Origin of the sequence: Streptomyces sp. cmx-18-6, assembly GCF_046548915.1 — a bacterium.
Classification (GTDB): Bacteria; Actinomycetota; Actinomycetes; order Streptomycetales; family Streptomycetaceae; genus Streptomyces.
Genome location: NZ_JAEBEP010000004.1, coordinates 230,804 through 250,239, shown reverse-complemented (window position 1 = coordinate 250,239; position 19,436 = coordinate 230,804). Strand labels below are relative to the sequence as shown.

Here is a 19,436-nt window from a genome sequence, read left to right as displayed (position 1 = left end):
AGAATGCCGATGACCGAGCAGGCCACCGGGGCCCACCACCCGCAGCCGCGCGCCCGTACCGGCGGACAGTCGTCCGCCATCGTTGAGCACGTCACGGGCGCGCAGTCCCTCATCCGCTCTCTCGAGGAAGTCGGCGCCGACACCGTGTTCGGCCTCCCCGGCGGCTGCATCCTCCCCGCGTACGACCCGCTGATGGACTCCACCCGGGTCCGCCACATCCTGGTCCGCCACGAGCAGGGCGCGGGCCACGCGGCCACCGGCTACGCGCAGGCCACCGGCAAGGTCGGCGTCTGCATGGTCACCTCGGGCCCTGGCGCCACCAACCTGGTCACCCCGATCGCCGACGCGGCCATGGACTCCGTGCCGCTGGTCGCGATCACCGGCCAGGTGGCCTCCGCCGCCATCGGCACGGACGCCTTCCAGGAAGCCGACATCTGCGGCATCACGATGCCGATCACCAAGCACAACTTCCTGGTCACCAAGGCCGAGGACATCGCGCACACCATCGCCGAGGCTTTCCACATCGCCTCCACCGGCCGCCCGGGACCGGTCCTCGTCGACATCGCCAAGGACGCCCTCCAGGCGAAGACCACCTTCAGCTGGCCGCCGGCGATGGACCTGCCCGGCTACCGCCCGGTGACCAAGCCGCACGCCAAGCAGATCCGCGAGGCCGCGAAGCTGATCACCCAGGCCAAGCGCCCCGTGCTGTACGTCGGCGGCGGCGTCCTGAAGGCCGGGGCCACCGCCGAGCTGAAGGTCCTCGCGGAGCTGACCGGAGCGCCCGTCACCACCACCCTGATGGCGCTCGGCGCGTTCCCCGACAGCCACCCGCTGCACGTGGGAATGCCGGGCATGCACGGTGCGGTCACCGCCGTCACCGCGCTGCAGAAGGCCGACCTGATCGTCGCCCTCGGAGCCCGCTTCGACGACCGCGTCACCGGGAAGCTGGACAGCTTCGCCCCGTACGCCAAGATCGTCCACGCCGACATCGACCCGGCCGAGATCGGCAAGAACCGCATGGCCGACGTCCCCATCGTGGGCGACGCCCGCGAGGTCCTGGCCGACCTGGTCCAGGCCGTCCAGGCCGAGCACACCGAGGGCAACACCGGCGACTACACCGCCTGGTGGAAGGACCTCAACCGCTGGCGCGACACCTACCCGCTCGGCTACGACCTGCCCGAGGACGGCAGCCTCTCCCCGCAGCAGGTCATCCAGCGCATCGGCAAGCTCGCCCCCGAGGGCACGATCTTCGCGGCGGGCGTCGGCCAGCACCAGATGTGGGCCTCCCACTTCATCGACTACGAGCAGCCCGCCACCTGGCTCAACAGCGGCGGCGCCGGAACGATGGGGTACGCGGTCCCGGCGGCCATGGGCGCCAAGGCCGGCATGCCCGACCGCACGGTCTGGGCCATCGACGGCGACGGCTGTTTCCAGATGACCAACCAGGAACTGACCACCTGCGCGCTCAACAACATCCCGATCAAGGTCGCCATCATCAACAACGGCGCGCTCGGGATGGTCCGCCAGTGGCAGACCCTCTTCTACAACCAGCGCTACTCCAACACCGTGCTGCACTCCGGCACGGACACCGACGGCCAGCCCGCCAAGGGCACCCGCGTCCCGGACTTCGTCAAGCTGTCCGAGGCCATGGGCTGCTACGCGATCCGCTGCGAGGACCCGGCCGACCTGGACAAGGTCATCGAAGAGGCCAACTCCATCAACGACCGCCCCGTCGTGATCGACTTCATCGTCCACGAGGACGCCATGGTGTGGCCGATGGTCGCCGCGGGCACCTCCAACGACGAGGTCCAGGCCGCACGCGGCGTCCGCCCCGACTTCGGCGACAACGAAGACGACTGAGAGACAGAGAGAGACACGACTCCATGTCCAGCAAGCACACGCTCTCCGTCCTGGTCGAGAACAAGCCCGGTGTCCTCGCCCGGATCACCGCCCTGTTCTCCCGCCGCGGCTTCAACATCGACTCGCTCGCGGTCGGCACCACCGAGCACCCCGACATCTCCCGCATCACCATCGTCGTGAATGTCGAGGACCTGCCCCTGGAGCAGGTGACCAAGCAGCTCAACAAGCTGGTCAACGTCCTGAAGATCGTCGAACTCGAGCCCGCCGCCGCGATCCAGCGGGAGCTCGTCCTGGTGAAGGTCCGCGCCGACAGCGAGACCCGCTCCCAGATCGTCGAGATCGTCCAGCTGTTCCGCGCCAAGACCGTCGACGTCTCCCCGGAGGCCGTCACGATCGAGGCGACCGGAGGGGCCGACAAGCTGGAGGCGATGCTCAAGATGCTGGAGCAGTACGGCATCAAGGAGCTCGTCCAGTCCGGCACCATCGCCATAGGGCGCGGCGCGCGCTCGATCACCGACCGGTCCCTGCGCGCCCTCGACCGCTCCGCTTAGGGCCCCCTCCTCCCGAGAGGCCCCAGCGGTACGGGAGCGGGGCTCCAGCCGCTCGCATGGCGAGACCCGACAACGTAACGACGCACCCCGCCGTACGGTGGGACGCAACACCTGCACACCAAGGAGAAGACCCAGTGGCCGAGCTGTTCTACGACGACGATGCCGACCTGTCCATCATCCAGGGCCGCAAGGTCGCGGTTCTCGGTTACGGCAGCCAGGGCCACGCCCACGCGCTGTCGCTCCGCGACTCCGGCGTCGACGTCCGCGTCGGTCTGCACGAGGGCTCGAAGTCCAAGGCCAAGGCCGAGGAGCAGGGCCTGCGCGTGGTGACCCCGTCCGAGGCCGCCGCCGAGGCCGACGTCATCATGATCCTCGTCCCGGACCCGATCCAGGCCCAGGTCTACGAGGAGTCCGTCAAGGACAACCTCAAGGACGGCGACGCCCTGTTCTTCGGCCACGGCCTGAACATCCGGTTCGGCTTCATCGAGCCGCCGGCCAACGTCGACGTCTGCATGGTCGCCCCCAAGGGCCCCGGCCACCTGGTCCGCCGCCAGTACGAGGAGGGCCGCGGCGTTCCCTGCATCGTGGCCGTCGAGCAGGACGCCTCGGGCAAGGGCCTGGAGCTGGCCCTGTCGTACGCCAAGGGCATCGGCGGCACCCGCGCCGGCGTCATCAAGACCACCTTCACCGAGGAGACCGAGACCGACCTCTTCGGTGAGCAGGCCGTCCTGTGCGGTGGCACCGCCGCCCTGGTCAAGGCCGGTTTCGAGACGCTGACCGAGGCGGGCTACCAGCCCGAGATCGCGTACTTCGAATGTCTGCACGAGCTGAAGCTCATCGTCGACCTCATGTACGAGGGCGGCCTGGAGAAGATGCGCTGGTCCATCTCGGAGACCGCCGAGTGGGGCGACTACGTCACCGGCCCGCGGATCATCACCGACGCCACCAAGGCCGAGATGAAGAAGGTCCTGACCGAGATCCAGGACGGCACCTTCGCCAAGGCGTGGATGGCCGAGTACCACAACGGTCTGCCCAAGTACAACGAGTACAAGAAGGCCGACAGCGACCACCTGCTGGAGACCACGGGCCGTGAGCTGCGCAAGCTCATGAGCTGGGTGAACGACGAAGAGGCGTAAGCCTCGGGGGAGCGGGGCGGGTCCGCATGGGCCCGCCCCGCTCCGTACCGCACCAGCCGCCTCGCACCCCCGTGTCACTGCGGGATCCGGGTGCGGGCCGGTCGCGGAAGCGGTGGTTCCGTACGGGTGTGCACCACGTCCACCCTCGTGCGGGTGATCCTTCCACCGGGGCGCAGTGGACAGCCCTTCGCACCACTACACTGCTCAACACATACACGCGTCAGGGCCCACAGTGTCGTGCGTCTACCACGCGGCTAGCCCCTCCACCGCCTGCGGCCGTCGGGACGGCCGTCCGCACTGGACTTGTGAGGACTCACGTGAGCTCGAAACCTGTCGTACTCATCGCTGAAGAGCTGTCGCCCGCCACGGTCGACGCCCTGGGTCCGGATTTCGAGATCCGGCACTGCAACGGCGCGGACCGCGCCCAGCTGCTCCCCGCGATCGCCGACGTCGACGCCATCCTGGTGCGTTCCGCCACGAAGGTCGACGCCGAGGCCATCGCCGCCGCGAAGAAGCTCCGCGTGGTGGCCCGCGCGGGCGTCGGCCTGGACAACGTCGACGTCTCCTCGGCCACCAAGGCCGGCGTGATGGTCGTCAACGCCCCGACCTCCAACATCGTCACCGCCGCCGAGCTCGCCTGCGGGCTGCTCGTCGCCACCGCGCGCAACATCCCGCAGGCCAACACCGCCCTGAAGAACGGCGAGTGGAAGCGCTCCAAGTACACCGGGGTCGAGCTCAGCGAGAAGGTCCTCGGCGTCGTCGGCCTCGGCCGCATCGGCGTCCTGGTCGCGCAGCGCATGTCGGCCTTCGGCATGAAGATCGTCGCCTACGACCCCTACGTCCAGCCGGCCCGCGCCGCGCAGATGGGCGTCAAGCTCCTCAGCCTGGACGAGCTCCTGGAGGTCGCCGACTTCATCACCGTGCACCTGCCCAAGACCCCCGAGACCCTCGGTCTCATCGGGGACGAGGCGCTGCACAAGGTGAAGCCCTCGGTGCGCATCGTCAACGCCGCGCGCGGCGGGATCGTCGACGAGGAGGCGCTGTACTCCGCCCTCAAGGAGGGCCGCGTCGCCGGCGCCGGCCTCGACGTGTACGCGAAGGAGCCCTGCACGGACTCCCCGCTCTTCCAGTTCGACCAGGTCGTCTGCACCCCGCACCTGGGCGCCTCCACCGACGAGGCCCAGGAGAAGGCGGGCATCGCGGTCGCCAAGTCCGTCCGTCTCGCGCTCGCCGGTGAGCTGGTCCCGGACGCGGTCAACGTCCAGGGCGGCGTCATCGCCGAGGACGTGCGCCCCGGCCTGCCGCTCGCGGAGAAGCTGGGCCGGATCTTCACCGCGCTCGCGGGCGAGGTCGCGGCCCGCCTCGACGTCGAGGTGTACGGCGAGATCACCCAGCACGACGTCAAGGTGCTGGAGCTCTCGGCGCTCAAGGGCGTCTTCGAGGACGTCGTCGACGAGACCGTCTCCTACGTCAACGCCCCGCTCTTCGCGCAGGAGCGCGGTGTCGAGGTCCGCCTCACCACCAGCTCCGAGTCGCCCGACCACCGCAACGTGGTCACCGTGCGCGGCACGCTCTCGGACGGCCAGGAGGTCGCGGTCTCCGGCACGCTCGCGGGCCCGAAGAACCTCCAGAAGGTCGTGGCCATCGGTGAGCACGACGTGGACCTGGCCCTCGCGGACCACATGGTCGTCCTGCGCTACCAGGACCGTCCCGGTGTCGTGGGCGCGGTCGGCAAGATCCTCGGTGAGGCCGGGCTGAACATCGCGGGCATGCAGGTCTCGCGGGCGGCCGCGGGCGGCGAGGCGCTGGTCGTCCTGACGGTGGACGACACCGTTCCGCAGACGGTGCTGACGGAGATCGCGGACGAGATCGGCGCGTCCTCGGCCCGTTCGGTGAACCTCACCGACTGACGCACCCGCACGACGAACCTCACCGACCGACCCGCACGACCCCGCCCCGTACCCGGTAGCCGGGCTCCTCGTCCTGTACGGGAGTCCCGGGTGCCGGGTACGTCGCTGCCCGGGTCCGATCGGCCCGGCGTGCGCTCCGCCGTGCCGATCGGTCCGCCGCGCCGAGTAGCCTGCACGCGTGGGCGGCCCGGAGCGGTACGGCGACGGAGGAGTGAGATCAGCGTGCGATGTATGGTGCGGGGCTTCTGGGGCCCCCGGCCGGAGCCGGTCGAGGTCCTGGCCGAGCGGTGGCGGCAGACCCTCCAGGGCTTCGCCGAGCTGGTTCCACAGGCGGCGGACGCCTGGAGCCAGGTCCACGCGGACGGACCGGCGACCGCCATCACGGCCGACCGGGACGCCCTGCTGGGCGCGTTGCACCGCGCGCGGGACGCGAGCGACTGGTCGGACCTGACCGGCGTCGGGCTCCGGCTCGTCGGCACGCGGACGCCCGGCTGGGAGGCGGAGGTCAGCGGACTGGCGGGCGGTGAAACGGAGTTCGTGCTCCAGTTGCTCACGGTGGTGCTCCACGCGCCGGACGACGCGCCCGTCCCCGAGGAGGACATCCTCGCGCTCATCGCCCGGGTGTGGGAGCCGGACTTCGGCGATGTGAGCGACGACGACGTGCTGGACGCGCTGGAGGACGAGGCCGGGTTCTCGGTCGCAGACCCGACCGTGGGCCGCGCGGGCTACCTCTCCCCGGCCCGCGCCGCGCTCGTACCGGACGACCTGGAGGCGGTCCGCCAGGAACTCCCCGGCGGCGGGCTGCTGTTGAGCATCGGGGCCCCCGGCGACACCGCGGCCGTGGTGCGTGCGTGCGAGCGCCTGCGCGAGGCGGGGGCCCTGGCGCCGCTGCCCCGCCCGATGGACCGGCCGGTCCTGTGACCCGCGGAACCGCCCCGGTGACCGCCCGGGTCTCCCCGTGACCTCCCGGGCGGGGGAGCCCTTCCAAAGGGCCCGGGCGGTCGCCGAGGCCGAGGAGCTCCTCGCCGCTCCCGTACGCTCCACCGGCCCCACCGTCGCGCGGGGCGTCCCACTGACGGGCGAGTGGTCGGCCACCGATGGCGCGGGCTTCCGTATCGTGCCGCTCTGGGAGGGCCCGTCGCTGACCGGCGTGTACGGCAGGGAGTGGAACGACGCGGAGGACGCCGCCGAAGGGCATCTCGTCGCCCTGGCCGATGAGTTGGACCGCCGCTGGGGCCCCCACCGCACGATCCAGGTGCACACGGCGGTGCACGAGCGGCAGACGGGCGGCACCGTCGGGCCGCTGTTCGAGGCGCTGTTCTCCCAGGACCTGTACGGGGACCTCACCGTCTGGGGCCCCGTCGGCCCCGCCGGCCGCTGGTTCGCCGTGACGGTCGGCCACAGCGACGGCGACGCGCCGCTGGTGCTGGCGGCTCTGGTCGGTGAAGGGGGTGACCCGGGGGTCGGCGGAATGGCAGCATGGTGAGCGGGGCCCACACCCGTAAGAGACCGTGACCCGAAGCCGGTCGGGCCCGGCCCCGCATCGGTCGCCGCTCCGAACAGACCGTCTTCCAGGCCCCGGGAGACCTCGAAGCGCTTGAGTCGCTCAGGGCCGCACCTTCGACCACGGGGATCCTCATGGAACATTTCTGGGCGATCGTGGCGGCGTTCGCCGTCCTGAACATCGTCGGCTTCCTCGGCGCGCTCGTCTTCGTCAAGCTCAACCGGCTGTACCACCGGCGACGAGGCTGACCACTCGCTCGCACCGTCGCTCACGAACTACCCGCCACCAACCACCAACCACCAACCACCAACCACCCGCCACCGGCCCGTGGTCGACCGCGAGCGGGGCCGTGCCCCGGACCCGCCGGGGTGTCCGAGGCCGCTGATAGGGTCCTTCGACGCCGGCCGTCCTGTGATGGAGAGAGTTCCCATGAAGCTGCTCCCCCTGTTCCTCCGGCGGCCCATCGAAGCGGTGTACGAGCGTCGGCTCGCCAGCACCCTGGTGGGGCTGCCGCGCCCGCAGCACGTCGGGATCATGGTCGACGGCAACCGGCGCTGGGCGCGGAAGGCCGGGCACACGGACGTCCGGGAGGGGTACCGGGCGGGCGGCGCCAAGGTGACCACGTTCCTCGGATGGTGCACGGCGGCCCGCATCGAGCACGTGACCCTCTTCATGCTCTCCGACGACAATCTCGGCCGCCCCGCCGAGGAACTCGGCCCCCTGATCGAGGTGATCGAGGAGACCGTCCGGGACATCACCGCCGAGGGCCGCGACTGGGAGGTCCAGGTCATCGGCTCGCTGGACATGCTGCCCGGCACCAGCGCCCAGGTGCTCAAGCAGGCCACCGCCGCGACGACCGGCCGCGGCGGGCTCAAGGTGGACGTGGCGGTCGGCTACGGCGGCCGGCGCGAGATCGTCGACGCCGTGAAGAGCGCCTTCGAGGAGCACATGGCGGCCGGCGGCGACCCGGCCGAGCTGGTCGCGCGGTTCGGGATCGACGACATCTCCCGCCACCTCTACTCGCCGATCTCCGACCACACCGACTTCATCATCCGCACCTCCGGGGAGCAGCGGCTCTCCGGCTTCCTGCTCTGGCAGTCCGCGTACGCCGAGATGCACTGGGTCGACTGCTACTGGCCGGCCTTCCGGCACGTGGACTTCCTGCGCGCCCTGCGCTCGTACGCCAACCGGGAACGCCGCTTCGGCAAGTGACCGCCCCCCGGCCCCCGGCGCGGTCTCACCGACCGGCGTCCGGTGGGCGGCCCGGCCGCGCGAACTGTTCGCCGTCCGGGCGGCAGCGCCGCGAGGCGCCGCACCTGCCGACCGAGGTGCCGGCACTCTTCAACTATTTGTTGTTGCAAAGGAGTTGAGGATTCCGGACTGCTTCGTTCATCTGTGCGTCATCCCATGTCCGCACTCTGCGAGAGGCACGTTCCGCCGATGGGACGCGCCTCTCGTCCAGTGGGGGGAAACCACATGCGAAGACGACGAATACGCCACACGTTCACGGCCGTGGTGATGGGCTGCCTGTTCTCGGCGCTCCTGACGCCCGCCGCGTTTGCGGCCCCGAAGCCGATCACCGAGCCGGCCGAAGCGGTCAGCCTGGCCGCCGGGTTGGGAGACGACCGCACCGCCGGCGTCTACTACCGGGACGACCGCCTCGTCGTGGGGGTCACCGACCGGGCTGCCGCGGCAGCGGTCGAGAGCGCGGGCGGCACGCCGGAGATCGTCGACCACAGTGCGGCCGAACTCGACTCCGTACAGGAGGAATTGGACCAGCTGCCGGTCATCGCCAACACGGCGTGGGGCATGGACCCGAGCACGAACCAGGTGTCCGTCGAGATCTACGACGGAGTGCCCGCCGCCGACCTGGCCCGGATCGAGGAGCTGGCCGCGGCCCACGGTGACGCGGTGCGCATCGAGAGGGTCACCGGCACGGTGGAGCCGGCCGCCACCTACGAGATGCGGGGCGGTATCGGGATCACCTCGAACGGGAGGCGTTGCAGCGCCGCGTTCAACGTCCAGAACAACGCGGGGAAGAAATTCTTCCTCACCGCCGGGCACTGCATGCTCGGCGGCTTCTACGACTGGTCCCGGACGAACGGGCACATCAGCCTGGGCCGTCAGGTCAGCTTCGGCTACGGGGGAGACGGCGGCGACCAGGCCGTCGTCGAGTACCGCAACTCCAGCGTCAAGCCCTACGGGGTCATCCAGTACAAGAACGGCACGGAGGGCCAGATCACGAACTCCCGCTACGCCTACGACGGGGAGAAGGTCAAGCGGGTGGGAACCATGAGCCAGGACCTGGTCGGCATGGTGCTGGTGCCGAGCATGACCGTCAACTACGGCGACGGCGTATCACTGCGCCATATGATCAAGACCAGCCTGTGCCTCAAGAGCGGCGACAGCGGCGGAGCCCTGTTCACGGGGACCACCGCGCTGGGGATCAGCTCCGCCGGGAACTACGTGGATAAGCCCTGCGGCGATTCGGACGCGCAGTCCGACCGGTCGTCCTTCTACCACCCGGTGCAGAAAGTGCTCAACAACCGTGGCCTCAAGGTCTACTGAGCCCGCCGGATCCGTGCGCGCGTGAACCCGCGCACCCGTTGGGCGAGCCCGCCGGCCGGCACTACAGCCGCGCGCCCTTCAGCGCCATGTGCAGCAGCAGCCGGTCCTCACCGTCGTTGAGGTCGAGGCCGGTGATCTGCTGGACCCGGGAGAGGCGGTAGTAGAGCGTCTGGCGGTGGATGCCCAGCTCGGCCGCCGTGCGGCTCGCCTGGCCCGCACAGTCGAGGAACACCTCGGCCGTGCGGGCCAGTTCCTTGTGCAGCGGGGTCAGCAGGGTGGCGACCGCCGGGTCCCCGGGGGCGGTGCCGGCGCCCGGGAGCGCGGTCAGCAGGCGGTACGGGCCGATCGCCGACCACCGCGCGACCGGGCCGAAGCGGCTCTCCGCCCGGGCCGCGCGCGCCGCCGCCACCGCCTCCCGCCAGGAGGCCGCCAGCGCGTCCAGGCCCCGGCGGGGCGTCGCGATCCCCCCGGTGGCGGCCGGGCCCGCCGCCGTGCGCAGCCGGTCGGCGGCGCTCGTCGCCGGGTCCAGGCGCTCGGGGGAGCGCAGCCGGACGAGCGCCGCCAGTGCCAGGGCCCCCGGGGCCGCCCCGGGAGCGGCGACCGCGGCGAGGGCCGCCGCCGACGCCACCGTACGGACCGAAGGGGTGTCGTCGGCCCACGGGCTCACGCACACCACCGCGTGCAGCCCCTCCGCGTCCGGGCCCAGCGCCTCCCGCAGCGCCGCCACCGCCGAGTCGTGGCCCCGCCCCGGGCCCGCCGCGAGCACCGCGCCGAACTCCCGCGAGAGGTCCGCGCCCGCCCGCGCCTCGTCGAAGAGCAGCGCCCCGATCCGCGCGGCCACCTCCATCGCGGCGGCCAGCTGCTCGTCGGACGGCCCCGGGTCGGTGTCGAGGAGCCAGACGTAGCCGAGGACGACCCCCCGATGGCGTACCGGAAGGCAGACCCGGTCCCGGAAGACCCCGGCCTCCGGCGCGGCGGGGATGCGGACCGGGCCGGTCGCCCGGGTGATGCCGAAGCCCTCGAACCAGGCGCGGACGGCGGGGGTGGAGCGGCGGGTCAGGATCGAGCGGGTGCGGACCGGGTCCATCGCCGTGTCGTCGTCGCTGTCGTGGGCCCCGAAGGCGACCAGGCCGAAATCGCGGTTCTCCAGGGTGGCGGGGGCGCCGAGGAGGGCGGAGAGCTCGTCGACCAGTTCCTGGTAATCGCCTGTCACCCGGCCATTCTCGCACCCCGCCCCGCGCTTCTTCAGACAGATGTCTGAGATGGCGGCCACGGATGCGTGACAGGTGTCGATGGCCCAGGCTTCGAGGGGTGCCTAGATTTCACAGTGGTTATCCGTGCCGTACCAGTGTGTTCATGTGCGTTCGTGTTCGTTCATATGCGTTCACCTACGTTCATGTGCGTACCGTTACGGCCCCTCGTCCGTACATTCGTGGAGGTGCCCCGTGCTGGGTCCCGTGATTCTCGCCGCGTCCCGCAGCGACAAGATGCGCCGGTTCGTCTCGGCCGCGCCCGGCACCAAGCAGGTCGTCGACCGCTTCATCGCCGGGGAGAGCGTCGACCAGGTCGTCCCGATCGTCGAGGACGCCGCGGACAAGGGCCTGGAGGTCACGCTCGACGTCGTCGGCGAGGACATCACCACCCGCGAGCAGGCCGAGGCCGCCCGTGACGCCTATCTGGAGCTCGTCGACCGGCTGAAGGTCCTGGACCTCGGCCCCCGCGCCGAGATGTCCGTGAAGCTGTCGATGTTCGGCCAGTCCCTCCCGTCACCCGCCGCCGCCCTCGACGGAGAGCCCTCCGGGCCCGCCCCCGCGTTCCCGGGCGGCCACGAGCTCGCCCTCGCCAACGTCCGGCCCGTCGTCGAGGCCGCCGCCGCCATCGGCACCACGGTCACCCTGGACGCCGAGGACCACACCACCCTCGACTCGATGTTCGCCATCCACGAGGAGCTGCGGAAGGACTTCCCGCAGACCGGCTGCGTCATCCAGTCCTACCTCTTCCGCACCGAGGACGACGCCCGCCGCCTGGCCGCCGCCGGCAGCCGCGTGCGCATCGTGAAGGGCGCCTACAAGGAGCCCGCCTCCGTCGCGTACCAGGACAAGGCCGAGATCGACAAGGCGTACGTCCGCATCACCAGGGTCCTGATGGAGGGCGAGGGCTACCCGATGATCGGGTCCCACGACCCCCGTCTCATCGCCATCGCCCAGGAGCTGGGCCGCCAGGCCGGGCGCAAACTGGACGAGTACGAGTTCCAGATGCTGTACGGGATCCGCAGCGACGAGCACGTCCGGCTCGCGGCCGAGGGCCACCGGATGCGCGTCTACACGGCGTACGGCACCGACTGGTACGGATACTTCATGCGCCGCCTCGCGGAGAAGCCGGCCAACCTGCTGTTCTTCGCCCGCTCGGTCCTCACCAAGGGCTGAGCCCCCGAGCTGGACCGGCCCCGGCCGAACCACCCATCCTCCCCGCCGACACCAAGGAGACAAGGCACTCATGGACGCCGTCACCCAGGTCCCCGCGCCGGTCAACGAGCCGGTCCACTCCTACGCCCCGGGCTCCGCCGAGCGCACCCGCCTGGAGGAGAAGCTCAAGGAGCTCAGCCAGAACCCGATCGACCTGCCGATGACCATCGGCGGCGAGAAGCGGATGGGCGGCGGCGAGCGTGTGAACGTCGTACAGCCGCACAACCACCAGGCCGTCATCGGCACCTTCGCCGGCGCCACCGAGCAGGACGCCCAGGACGCGATCGACGCGGCCCTCGCCGCCGCTCCGGCCTGGCGCGCGATGGCCTTCGACGACCGCGCGGCGATCATCCTGCGCGCCGCCGAGCTGCTGGCCGGCCCCTGGCGCGAGACGCTGGCCGCCTCCACCATGCTCGGCCAGTCCAAGACCGCCCAGCAGGCCGAGATCGACACCCCCTGCGAGCTCATCGACTTCTGGCGCTTCAACGTGCACTACGCGCGCCAGATCCTCGCCGAGCAGCCGCCGGCGAACTCCCCGGGCGTGTGGAACCGCATGGACCACCGCCCGCTGGAGGGCTTCGTCTACGCGATCACGCCGTTCAACTTCACGGCCATCGCGGGCAACCTCCCCACCGCCCCCGCCCTCATGGGCAACGTCGTGGTGTGGAAGCCGTCCCCGACCCAGACCCACGCCGCCGTGCTGCTGATGCAGCTCCTGGAGGAGGCCGGTCTGCCCAAGGGCGTCATCAACCTGGTCACCGGCGACGGCAAGGCCGTCTCGGAGGTGGCGCTGAACCACCGCGACCTGGCCGGCATCCACTTCACCGGCTCGACCCCCACCTTCCAGCACCTGTGGAAGACGGTCGGCAACAACATCGCCAAGTACCGCACCTACCCGCGGCTCGTCGGCGAGACCGGCGGCAAGGACTTCGTCGTCGCGCACCCGAGCGCCGACCGCGCCGTGCTGAAGACCGCGCTGACCCGCGGCTCCTTCGAGTTCCAGGGCCAGAAGTGCTCCGCGTCCTCGCGTGCGTACGTCCCCGCCTCCATCTGGAACTCCGGCTTCAAGGAGGAGTTCGCCGCCGAGGTGGACTCCATCGCGATGGGCGACGTCACCGACCTGACGAACTTCATCGGGGCCGTCATCGACGAGCGCTCGTTCGCCAAGAACAAGGCCGCGATCGACCGCGCCGCGTCCGACCCGACGTGCACCGTCGTCGCCGGCGGCACCTACGACGACTCGGTGGGCTACTTCGTCCGCCCGACCGTCATCGAGTGCTCCGACCCCGAGAACGAGGTCTTCACGACCGAGTACTTCGGCCCGATCCTCGCGATCCACGTGTACGAGGACGACCAGTACGACGCCATGCTGGCGCAGATGGAGTCGGTCTCCGACTACGCGCTGACCGGCTCGGTCATCGCGGGCGACCGCGCGGCCGCCGCGTACACGATGGACAAGCTCCGCTACGCCGCGGGCAACTTCTACATCAACGACAAGTCGACCGGCGCCGTCGTCGGCCAGCAGCCCTTCGGCGGCGGCCGTTCCTCCGGCACCTGCGACAAGGCCGGCGCTCCGCAGAACCTCCAGCGCTGGACCCTGACCCGGGCCATCAAGGAGACGCTGGTCCCGCCGACCGACTACACCTACCCCCACCAGGGCTGACACCCGCCCCGGGACGCCGCAGCACGACGCCCCGGACCCCAGGCCCTCCCCGGAGGACCGCCCCCCGAGCACCGCCCCCCGACCGGCCCCCCAGCCGGACGGGGGGCGGTTTCCCTGTGCGCCACGCCCGTCGCCGGGTCACGCGGTCTTGTGGTGTAGGTAATGAACATGTCAAATTCCTTCTCGGTACGTCCCCACACGTCACCCGAGAAGGAGTTCCCCCCATGAGACGCAACTCCCGTGCCCGCCTGGGCCTTTCCCTGCTGCTCGTCGCCGGAGTCGTCGGCCTCGGCGCGACCCCCGCCACCGCGACGGACGTCCACGCCGCCGTCCGAGCGCCGGATCCCGCCGCCGCCCCGGCGACGCCTTCCCCGTCCGCGTACGCCCTCGACGCCTCCCTCGAACGCACGCTCGGCGCGGACACCGCCGGAAGCTACCTCGACGCGAGGACCGGCGACCTGGTCGTCACCGTCACCACCGACCGGGCCGAGGAACGCGCCCGCGCCGCCGGGGCCACCGTGCGCCGGGTCGCCCGCAGCGCCGACCGGCTCGACGCCGCGATGGAGACCCTGGAGGCCGAGGCGAAGATCACCGGCACCTCCTGGGGCGTCGACCCGCGCACCAACCAGGTCGCCGTCGAGGCCGACTCCTCCGTCTCCGCCCGGGACATGGCCCGCCTCGAAGCCGTCGCGAAACGGCTCGGCGGTGCCGTGAGCATCAGCCGCGTACCCGGCGTCTTCGACCGCGAGGTGCTGGGCGGCGGAGCCATCTACGGGGGCGGCAGCCGCTGCTCGGCCGCCTTCAACGTCACCAAGGGCGGGGCCCGTTACTTCGTGACCGCCGGGCACTGCACCAACATCTCCGCCAACTGGTCCGCCGCCTCGGGCGGTTCGGTCGTCGGCGTCCGCGAGGGCACCAGCTTCCCGACCAACGACTACGGCATCGTCCGCTACACGGACGGCTCATCGCCCGCCGGAACCGTCGACCTCTACAACGGCTCCACCCAGGACATCACCTCCGCCGCCAACGCCGTCGTCGGCCAGGCGATCCGCAAGAGCGGCTCCACCACCAAGGTCACCTCCGGCACGGTCACCGCCGTCAACGTCACCGTCAACTACGGCGACGGGCCCGTCTACGGCATGGTCCGCACCACCGCCTGCTCCGCCGGAGGCGACAGCGGCGGCGCCCACTTCGCCGGAACCGTCGCCCTCGGCATCCACTCCGGCAGCTCCGGCTGCTCCGGTACCAGCGGCTCGGCCATCCACCAGCCGGTGGTGGAGGCGCTCTCGGCGTACGGCGTCGCGGTGTACTGAGCCCGTACCGGCCCTCCGTGACCCGTACGAGCCCCGCCCCCGCCCCGGCTCCCCGCCCGGACCTGCCGCGCACCCCGGTCCGGGCGGGGAGCCCCCCGAATCGCCCCTGCGTGCCTGGTGGGAGCGGGTGCCTGGGAAACTGGTGGCATGACCGAGCTCCCCGCGGTGCACGCCGCCCACACCTATGAGCTGACCGCGGCTGTACGGGACGAGATCCGCACCCTGCTGGACACCGCCTTCGACGGCGACTTCGGCGACGACGACTGGGAGCACGCCCTCGGCGGCGTCCACGCCCTGGTGCGCGACACCGGGGGGCTTCTGATCGCCCACGGCTCCATCGTCCAGCGCCGGGTGCTCCACGACGGCCGCTCGCTGCGCGCCGGATACGTCGAAGCCGTCGCCGTCCGCCCCGGCCGCCGCCGCCAGGGGCTCGGCCACCGGGTGATGGCCGCGCTGGAACGGGTCGTCGACGGGGCGTACGAGTTCGGCGCGCTGTCCGCGTCCGACGCGGGCGCGGCCCTGTACGCGGCGCGCGGCTGGCAGGTGTGGCCGGGGGGCCTCGCCGCCCTCGGCCCGCAGGGGACGGTCGCGCTGCCGGAGGAGGAGGGCAGCACCTACGTCCGGGCGGCGGCCGGCCACTCCCTGCCCCCGGCCGGCCACCCGCTCACCTTCGACTGGCGCGACGGCGACGTGCTGTGAGGCGAGGTCTGCCGTGACGCGAGACCTGGCGCCACGACGGGGAAGGGGACAACAGCCCCCCGCAGGGCCTCAGTCGGCGATCCGGATCAGCATCTTGCCGGTGTTCTCGCCCCGCAGCATCCCGAGGAACCCCTCCACCGTCTGTTCGAAGCCGTCCACCACCGTGACATCGGGCACGACCACCCCGCTCTGGAGATGCGGGACCAGGAACTCCTCCAACTCCGCCTGCACGTCGGAGTAGTTGCGGACCAGCACGCCCTCCAGGCGCAGGCTCTTCTCCACGATGTCGAACAGGTTGCGCGGGGCGGCCGGCGGCTCGTGCAGCGAGTGGTACTGGGAGATGGCGCCGACCCAGGCGATCCGCCCGTGGTCCCGGAGCACCGAGATCGCGCCCTCCAGATGGTCCCCGCCGACGTTGTCGACATAGGCGTCGATGCCCTCCGGCGCGGCCTTCGCCAGCAGCTCCCCGACCGGCCCGTCGTGATAGTCGAACGCCGCGTCGAAGCCCAGCTCACCGGTCAGCCGGGCCACTTTCGCGGGCGTTCCCGCGCTGCCGACGATCCGCCCGGCGCCGAGCAGCCGGGCCATCCGCCCCACCGCCGTGCCGACCCCGCCCGCCGCCGCCGAGACGAAGAGATCCTGGCCGGCCCGGAACTCCAGCGTGCGGGTCAGCGCCACATAGGCGGTGAGCCCGGTGCCGCCGAGGATCGAGAGGTAGGCGGTGAGCGGAATCCCGTCGTACGAGGGGGCCTTGCGCGCCCCGCCCTCGCCGGGGGCCACCACGGCATGGGTCCGCCAGCCCTTCCGGTGCAGGACGAGGTCCCCCTCCGCGAACCCCGGGGCGCGGGAGGCCGTCACCCGGCCGAGGGTGCGGCCCTCCAGCGGGACGCCGAGCTCCCAGCCGCCCTCCTCCATCGCCTCGCGGTGGTACGGGTCCACGGAGAGGTAGAGGTTCTCCACCACCGCCGTGCCGGGGGCGGGCTCCGGCACGGGCGACTCCTCGACGGCGAAGAGGTCCGCCGTGGGGAAGCCGTCCGGGCGGGCGGCGAGGTGGAGGGTACGGGCGATGGAGTGGGCGGAGGAACCGGGGCGGCTGGTGCGCTGTGTCGTCATGCCGCTGACGGTAGAAGGGAAAACGGCGGTCGGGCAGAGGGCCTCATCGATGGAAGAATCGTTTCCATGAGCAGCTTTCATGGGTGGGACCTCGCACCGCGCCGGGCGGGGGCGGCACGATGACCGACCTCGCCCCGCACGAACTCCGCATCATCGTCACCGTCGCCGACGCGCGCGGATTCTCCGCCGCCGCCCGCGAACTCGGCATGACCCAGTCCGCCGTCTCCCACTCCGTCCGCACCAGCGAACGCAGGATCGGGGTCCTCCTCTTCGAGCGCGGCCGCCGGGGGGCCACGCCGACCCCGGCCGGTGACGCGGTCGCCGGGCACGCCCGGCGCGTCCTGCGCCTGCTCGACGTGATGGGCGACGAGGCGCGGGGGATCGCCGCCGGGCCCGGCGGCGCGGACACGGTGAGCGGACCGCTGCGGATCGCCGCGTTCCGCAGCGCCGCCCTCCATCTGCTGCCGCCCGCCCTGGAACGCCTCACCACCCGCCACCCCGGGATCGAGCCGGTGGTGCGGATGGTGCGTGAGCTGGGGCGCGGCACGGCCGGCGAGGTGCTGGACGGGCGGGCCGATCTGGCCGTCGTGACGATCGGGACCGCCTCGCCGACGCCGCCCGAACTGGTCGGCGGGGTGCTGCTGGAGGAGGAGTACTCCCTGGTGCATCCGGCCGGGCATGCCGCGCCCCGGACGCTGCCGCTGGTCGACTGGGCCGAGAACTGCACCTCGTACACGCGCGACTGGTGGGCGGCCCAGGCATGGATCCCTCGGGCGACGGTGGAGGCCGAGGACGACGGAGCGGTGCTCTCGATGGTCTCCCGCGGTCTGGGTATGGCGATCATGCCCGGTCTGTCCCTGTACGGAGCACCCGACGGCATTCAGATCACCGCTCTCGGATCGGACCGCCCGACCCGTTCGATCGGCTATGTCACCACTCCTGAGCAGGCACGATCCCTCGCCGTGCGGGCGCTGATCCGGGAGCTGCGGGCGGAGCGCGGATCTGCGGCCGTCTCAGATAGTAGGAAGCCCGAGTAACTGTGGAGACAGAGCGGCTCGGCTGTCCTAACTTTGTAGGAGCCGAACGAATCGCTCGATCGAGCGACTGTGGCGGTTGCGGGCGCACGCCCTGAAGCAGGTAACCCCTGCGGCGTACGCTCCCCGCTCCTTCCGGCGCCTCGAAATCCGATTTCGGTACCTCGACACCGTGATGCCCGCCCGGCTCCGCGACCGCCCAGCGGTCCGCCGCCCGCACCCGCGTCCCGGTCTCGACCATCCACGCGATCTCAAGGAGTCGATCCCCATGGCCAACACCACCGCTCGCCGCGTCCGTCACGCCTCCCGCCAGGCCGAGGCGGAGCGCAAGAACGCCGCCGCCGCCCTCCAGCGCGCCCTGGACCGCCGGGACAACGGCGGCTCGACCGGCCACTGAGCCGCCGGCCCGCCCGCACTTCTGTACGCCCGCACGCCCGTACGCCCGCACGCGCCCGTCCACATGCTGGACGCAGTATGTCATGGGGTGGGACGCACCGTTAGGCTTCCGTCATGTCTCGCAGCATCGATCTCGCAGTGATCCCCGGTGACGGAATCGGCCAGGAAGTCGTGGCCCAGGGCCTCAAGGTCCTCAACGCTGTGCTCCCGCAGGATGTGAAGCTGGAGACCAAGGAGTACGACCTCGGGGCCCAGCGCTGGCACCGCACCGGCGACACCCTCCCGGACGCGGAGCTGGAGGCGCTCAAGAACCACGACGCCATCCTCCTCGGCGCGATCGGCGACCCGTCCGTGCCCTCCGGCGTCCTGGAGCGCGGGCTGCTGCTGAAGCTGCGTTTCGCCTTCGACCACTTCATCAACCTGCGGCCCTCCAAGCTGTTCCCGAACACCGCGACCCCGCTCGCCGGCCGCCCCGACATCGACTTCGTCGTCGTCCGCGAGGGCACCGAGGGCCCGTACACCGGGAACGGCGGCTCGCTGCGCACCGGCACCCCCGCCGAGGTCGCCACCGAGGTCAGCGTCAACACGGCGTACGGCGTCGAGCGCGTGGTCCGGGACGCCTTCGAGCGCGCGGCCGCCCGCCCGCGCAAGAAGCTGACGCTGGTCCACAAGAACAACGTCCTCGTCTACGCCGGACACCTGTGGAAGAACACCTTCGACCGGGTCGCCGCCGAATACCCGCAGGTCAGCACCGACTACCTGCACGTCGACGCCGCGACGATCTTCTTCGTCACCCAGCCGGAGCGCTTCGACGTCATCGTCACCGACAACCTCTTCGGCGACATCCTCACCGACCTCGCCGCCGCCGTGACCGGCGGCATCGGCCTGGCCGCCTCCGGCAACATCAACCCGACGGGCGCGTTCCCGTCGATGTTCGAGCCGGTCCACGGCTCCGCCCCCGACATCGCCGGGCAGGGCAAGGCCGACCCGACCGCCACGATCCTCTCCGTCGCCCTCCTGCTGCGCCACCTCGGCTACGAGGCCGAGGCCCTGCGCATCGAGGACGCCGTCTCCGCCGACCTCGCGGAGCGCGACGGGGCCGCTGCCACGCGGACGACCGACCAGATCGGTGACGCGCTCGCGGTACGCGTAGCGAGCTGACCCGACGACTCCACTTCGAAGCCGCCGGGTCGCATCAGCGCCCGGCGGCTTCACCTGTGCGGC

Annotated in this window: 17 protein-coding genes; 15 read left to right on the top strand and 2 right to left on the bottom strand. The window is 71.5% G+C overall.

All coding sequences use genetic code 11. The features are described 5' to 3' along the window. Positions 1-3: 3 nt before the first annotated feature. The 8 genes from ACLJPL_RS11870 (at position 4) to ACLJPL_RS11835 (ending at position 9,529) form a co-directional block, all read left to right on the top strand. On the top strand, positions 4-1,860 hold the full coding sequence (locus ACLJPL_RS11870; RefSeq protein ID WP_411080729.1) for an acetolactate synthase large subunit: 1,857 nt from the start codon (positions 4-6) through the stop codon (positions 1,858-1,860). A 23-nt stretch (positions 1,861-1,883) separates the two neighbouring features. Next, positions 1,884-2,411 (top strand): acetolactate synthase small subunit, encoded by a 528-nt coding sequence (ilvN, locus tag ACLJPL_RS11865; RefSeq protein ID WP_096626687.1) that lies wholly within the window; start codon positions 1,884-1,886, stop codon positions 2,409-2,411. Positions 2,412-2,545: 134 nt separating this feature from the next. Next, complete coding sequence (gene ilvC / locus ACLJPL_RS11860; RefSeq protein WP_411080728.1) at positions 2,546-3,547, top strand: ketol-acid reductoisomerase; 1,002 nt, start codon at positions 2,546-2,548, stop codon at positions 3,545-3,547. A 317-nt stretch (positions 3,548-3,864) separates the two neighbouring features. Beyond that, positions 3,865-5,457 (top strand): phosphoglycerate dehydrogenase, encoded by a 1,593-nt coding sequence (serA, locus tag ACLJPL_RS11855; protein WP_411080727.1) that lies wholly within the window; start codon positions 3,865-3,867, stop codon positions 5,455-5,457. A 222-nt stretch (positions 5,458-5,679) separates the two neighbouring features. Continuing rightward, complete coding sequence (locus ACLJPL_RS11850; RefSeq protein WP_411080726.1) at positions 5,680-6,378, top strand: hypothetical protein; 699 nt, start codon at positions 5,680-5,682, stop codon at positions 6,376-6,378. Between the two features lie 37 nt (positions 6,379-6,415). Next, complete coding sequence (locus tag ACLJPL_RS11845; RefSeq protein WP_411080725.1) at positions 6,416-6,943, top strand: hypothetical protein; 528 nt, start codon at positions 6,416-6,418, stop codon at positions 6,941-6,943. 447 nt (positions 6,944-7,390) lie between these two features. Beyond that, the gene (locus ACLJPL_RS11840; protein ID WP_411080724.1) at positions 7,391-8,173 is read left to right on the top strand and encodes an isoprenyl transferase; all 783 of its coding nucleotides are present in this window, start codon (positions 7,391-7,393) and stop codon (positions 8,171-8,173) included. A 264-nt stretch (positions 8,174-8,437) separates the two neighbouring features. Next, positions 8,438-9,529, top strand: a complete 1,092-nt coding sequence (locus ACLJPL_RS11835) for a S1 family peptidase (RefSeq protein ID WP_411080723.1) — start codon at positions 8,438-8,440, stop codon at positions 9,527-9,529. A 61-nt stretch (positions 9,530-9,590) separates the two neighbouring features. On the opposite strand, the gene ACLJPL_RS11830 is transcribed toward ACLJPL_RS11835, so the two are convergent. After that, positions 9,591-10,742 (bottom strand): PucR family transcriptional regulator, encoded by a 1,152-nt coding sequence (locus ACLJPL_RS11830; protein ID WP_411080722.1) that lies wholly within the window; start codon positions 10,740-10,742, stop codon positions 9,591-9,593. Positions 10,743-10,974: 232 nt separating this feature from the next. On the opposite strand from ACLJPL_RS11830, the gene ACLJPL_RS11825 reads away from it, so the two are divergent. The 4 genes from ACLJPL_RS11825 to ACLJPL_RS11810 all read left to right on the top strand — a co-directional run bounded on the left by ACLJPL_RS11825 (position 10,975) and on the right by ACLJPL_RS11810 (position 15,669). After that, positions 10,975-11,955: a proline dehydrogenase family protein gene (locus ACLJPL_RS11825; RefSeq protein ID WP_411080721.1), complete on the top strand. Its 981-nt coding sequence runs from the start codon at positions 10,975-10,977 to the stop codon at positions 11,953-11,955. A gap of 70 nt (positions 11,956-12,025) precedes the next feature. Next, positions 12,026-13,657 carry an L-glutamate gamma-semialdehyde dehydrogenase gene (gene pruA / locus ACLJPL_RS11820; protein WP_411080720.1) on the top strand — a complete coding sequence of 544 codons (1,632 nt, stop codon included), beginning with the start codon at positions 12,026-12,028 and terminating at the stop codon, positions 13,655-13,657. A gap of 224 nt (positions 13,658-13,881) precedes the next feature. Continuing rightward, a complete protein-coding gene (locus ACLJPL_RS11815; RefSeq protein WP_411080719.1) occupies positions 13,882-14,970 on the top strand; it encodes a S1 family peptidase in 1,089 nt (362 codons plus the stop codon). Positions 14,971-15,117: 147 nt separating this feature from the next. Continuing rightward, positions 15,118-15,669, top strand: coding sequence for a GNAT family N-acetyltransferase (locus tag ACLJPL_RS11810; protein WP_411080718.1), 552 nt, complete (start codon positions 15,118-15,120; stop codon positions 15,667-15,669). 69 nt (positions 15,670-15,738) lie between these two features. Here ACLJPL_RS11810 and ACLJPL_RS11805 read toward each other — a convergent pair whose 3' ends face one another. Continuing rightward, entirely contained in the window at positions 15,739-16,782 is a 1,044-nt protein-coding gene (locus ACLJPL_RS11805; protein ID WP_411080717.1) for an NADP-dependent oxidoreductase, read from the bottom strand. A 119-nt stretch (positions 16,783-16,901) separates the two neighbouring features. Here ACLJPL_RS11805 and ACLJPL_RS11800 point away from each other — a divergent pair, with 119 nt between their 5' ends. The 3 genes from ACLJPL_RS11800 (at position 16,902) to ACLJPL_RS11790 (ending at position 19,373) form a co-directional block, all read left to right on the top strand. Next, positions 16,902-17,819: a LysR family transcriptional regulator gene (locus tag ACLJPL_RS11800; protein ID WP_411080979.1), complete on the top strand. Its 918-nt coding sequence runs from the start codon at positions 16,902-16,904 to the stop codon at positions 17,817-17,819. Between the two features lie 265 nt (positions 17,820-18,084). Further along, on the top strand, positions 18,085-18,213 hold the full coding sequence (locus ACLJPL_RS11795; RefSeq protein WP_411080716.1) for a hypothetical protein: 129 nt from the start codon (positions 18,085-18,087) through the stop codon (positions 18,211-18,213). 113 nt (positions 18,214-18,326) lie between these two features. Next, positions 18,327-19,373 carry a 3-isopropylmalate dehydrogenase gene (locus ACLJPL_RS11790; RefSeq protein ID WP_411080715.1) on the top strand — a complete coding sequence of 349 codons (1,047 nt, stop codon included), beginning with the start codon at positions 18,327-18,329 and terminating at the stop codon, positions 19,371-19,373. The last annotated feature ends 63 nt before the right edge of the window (positions 19,374-19,436 follow it).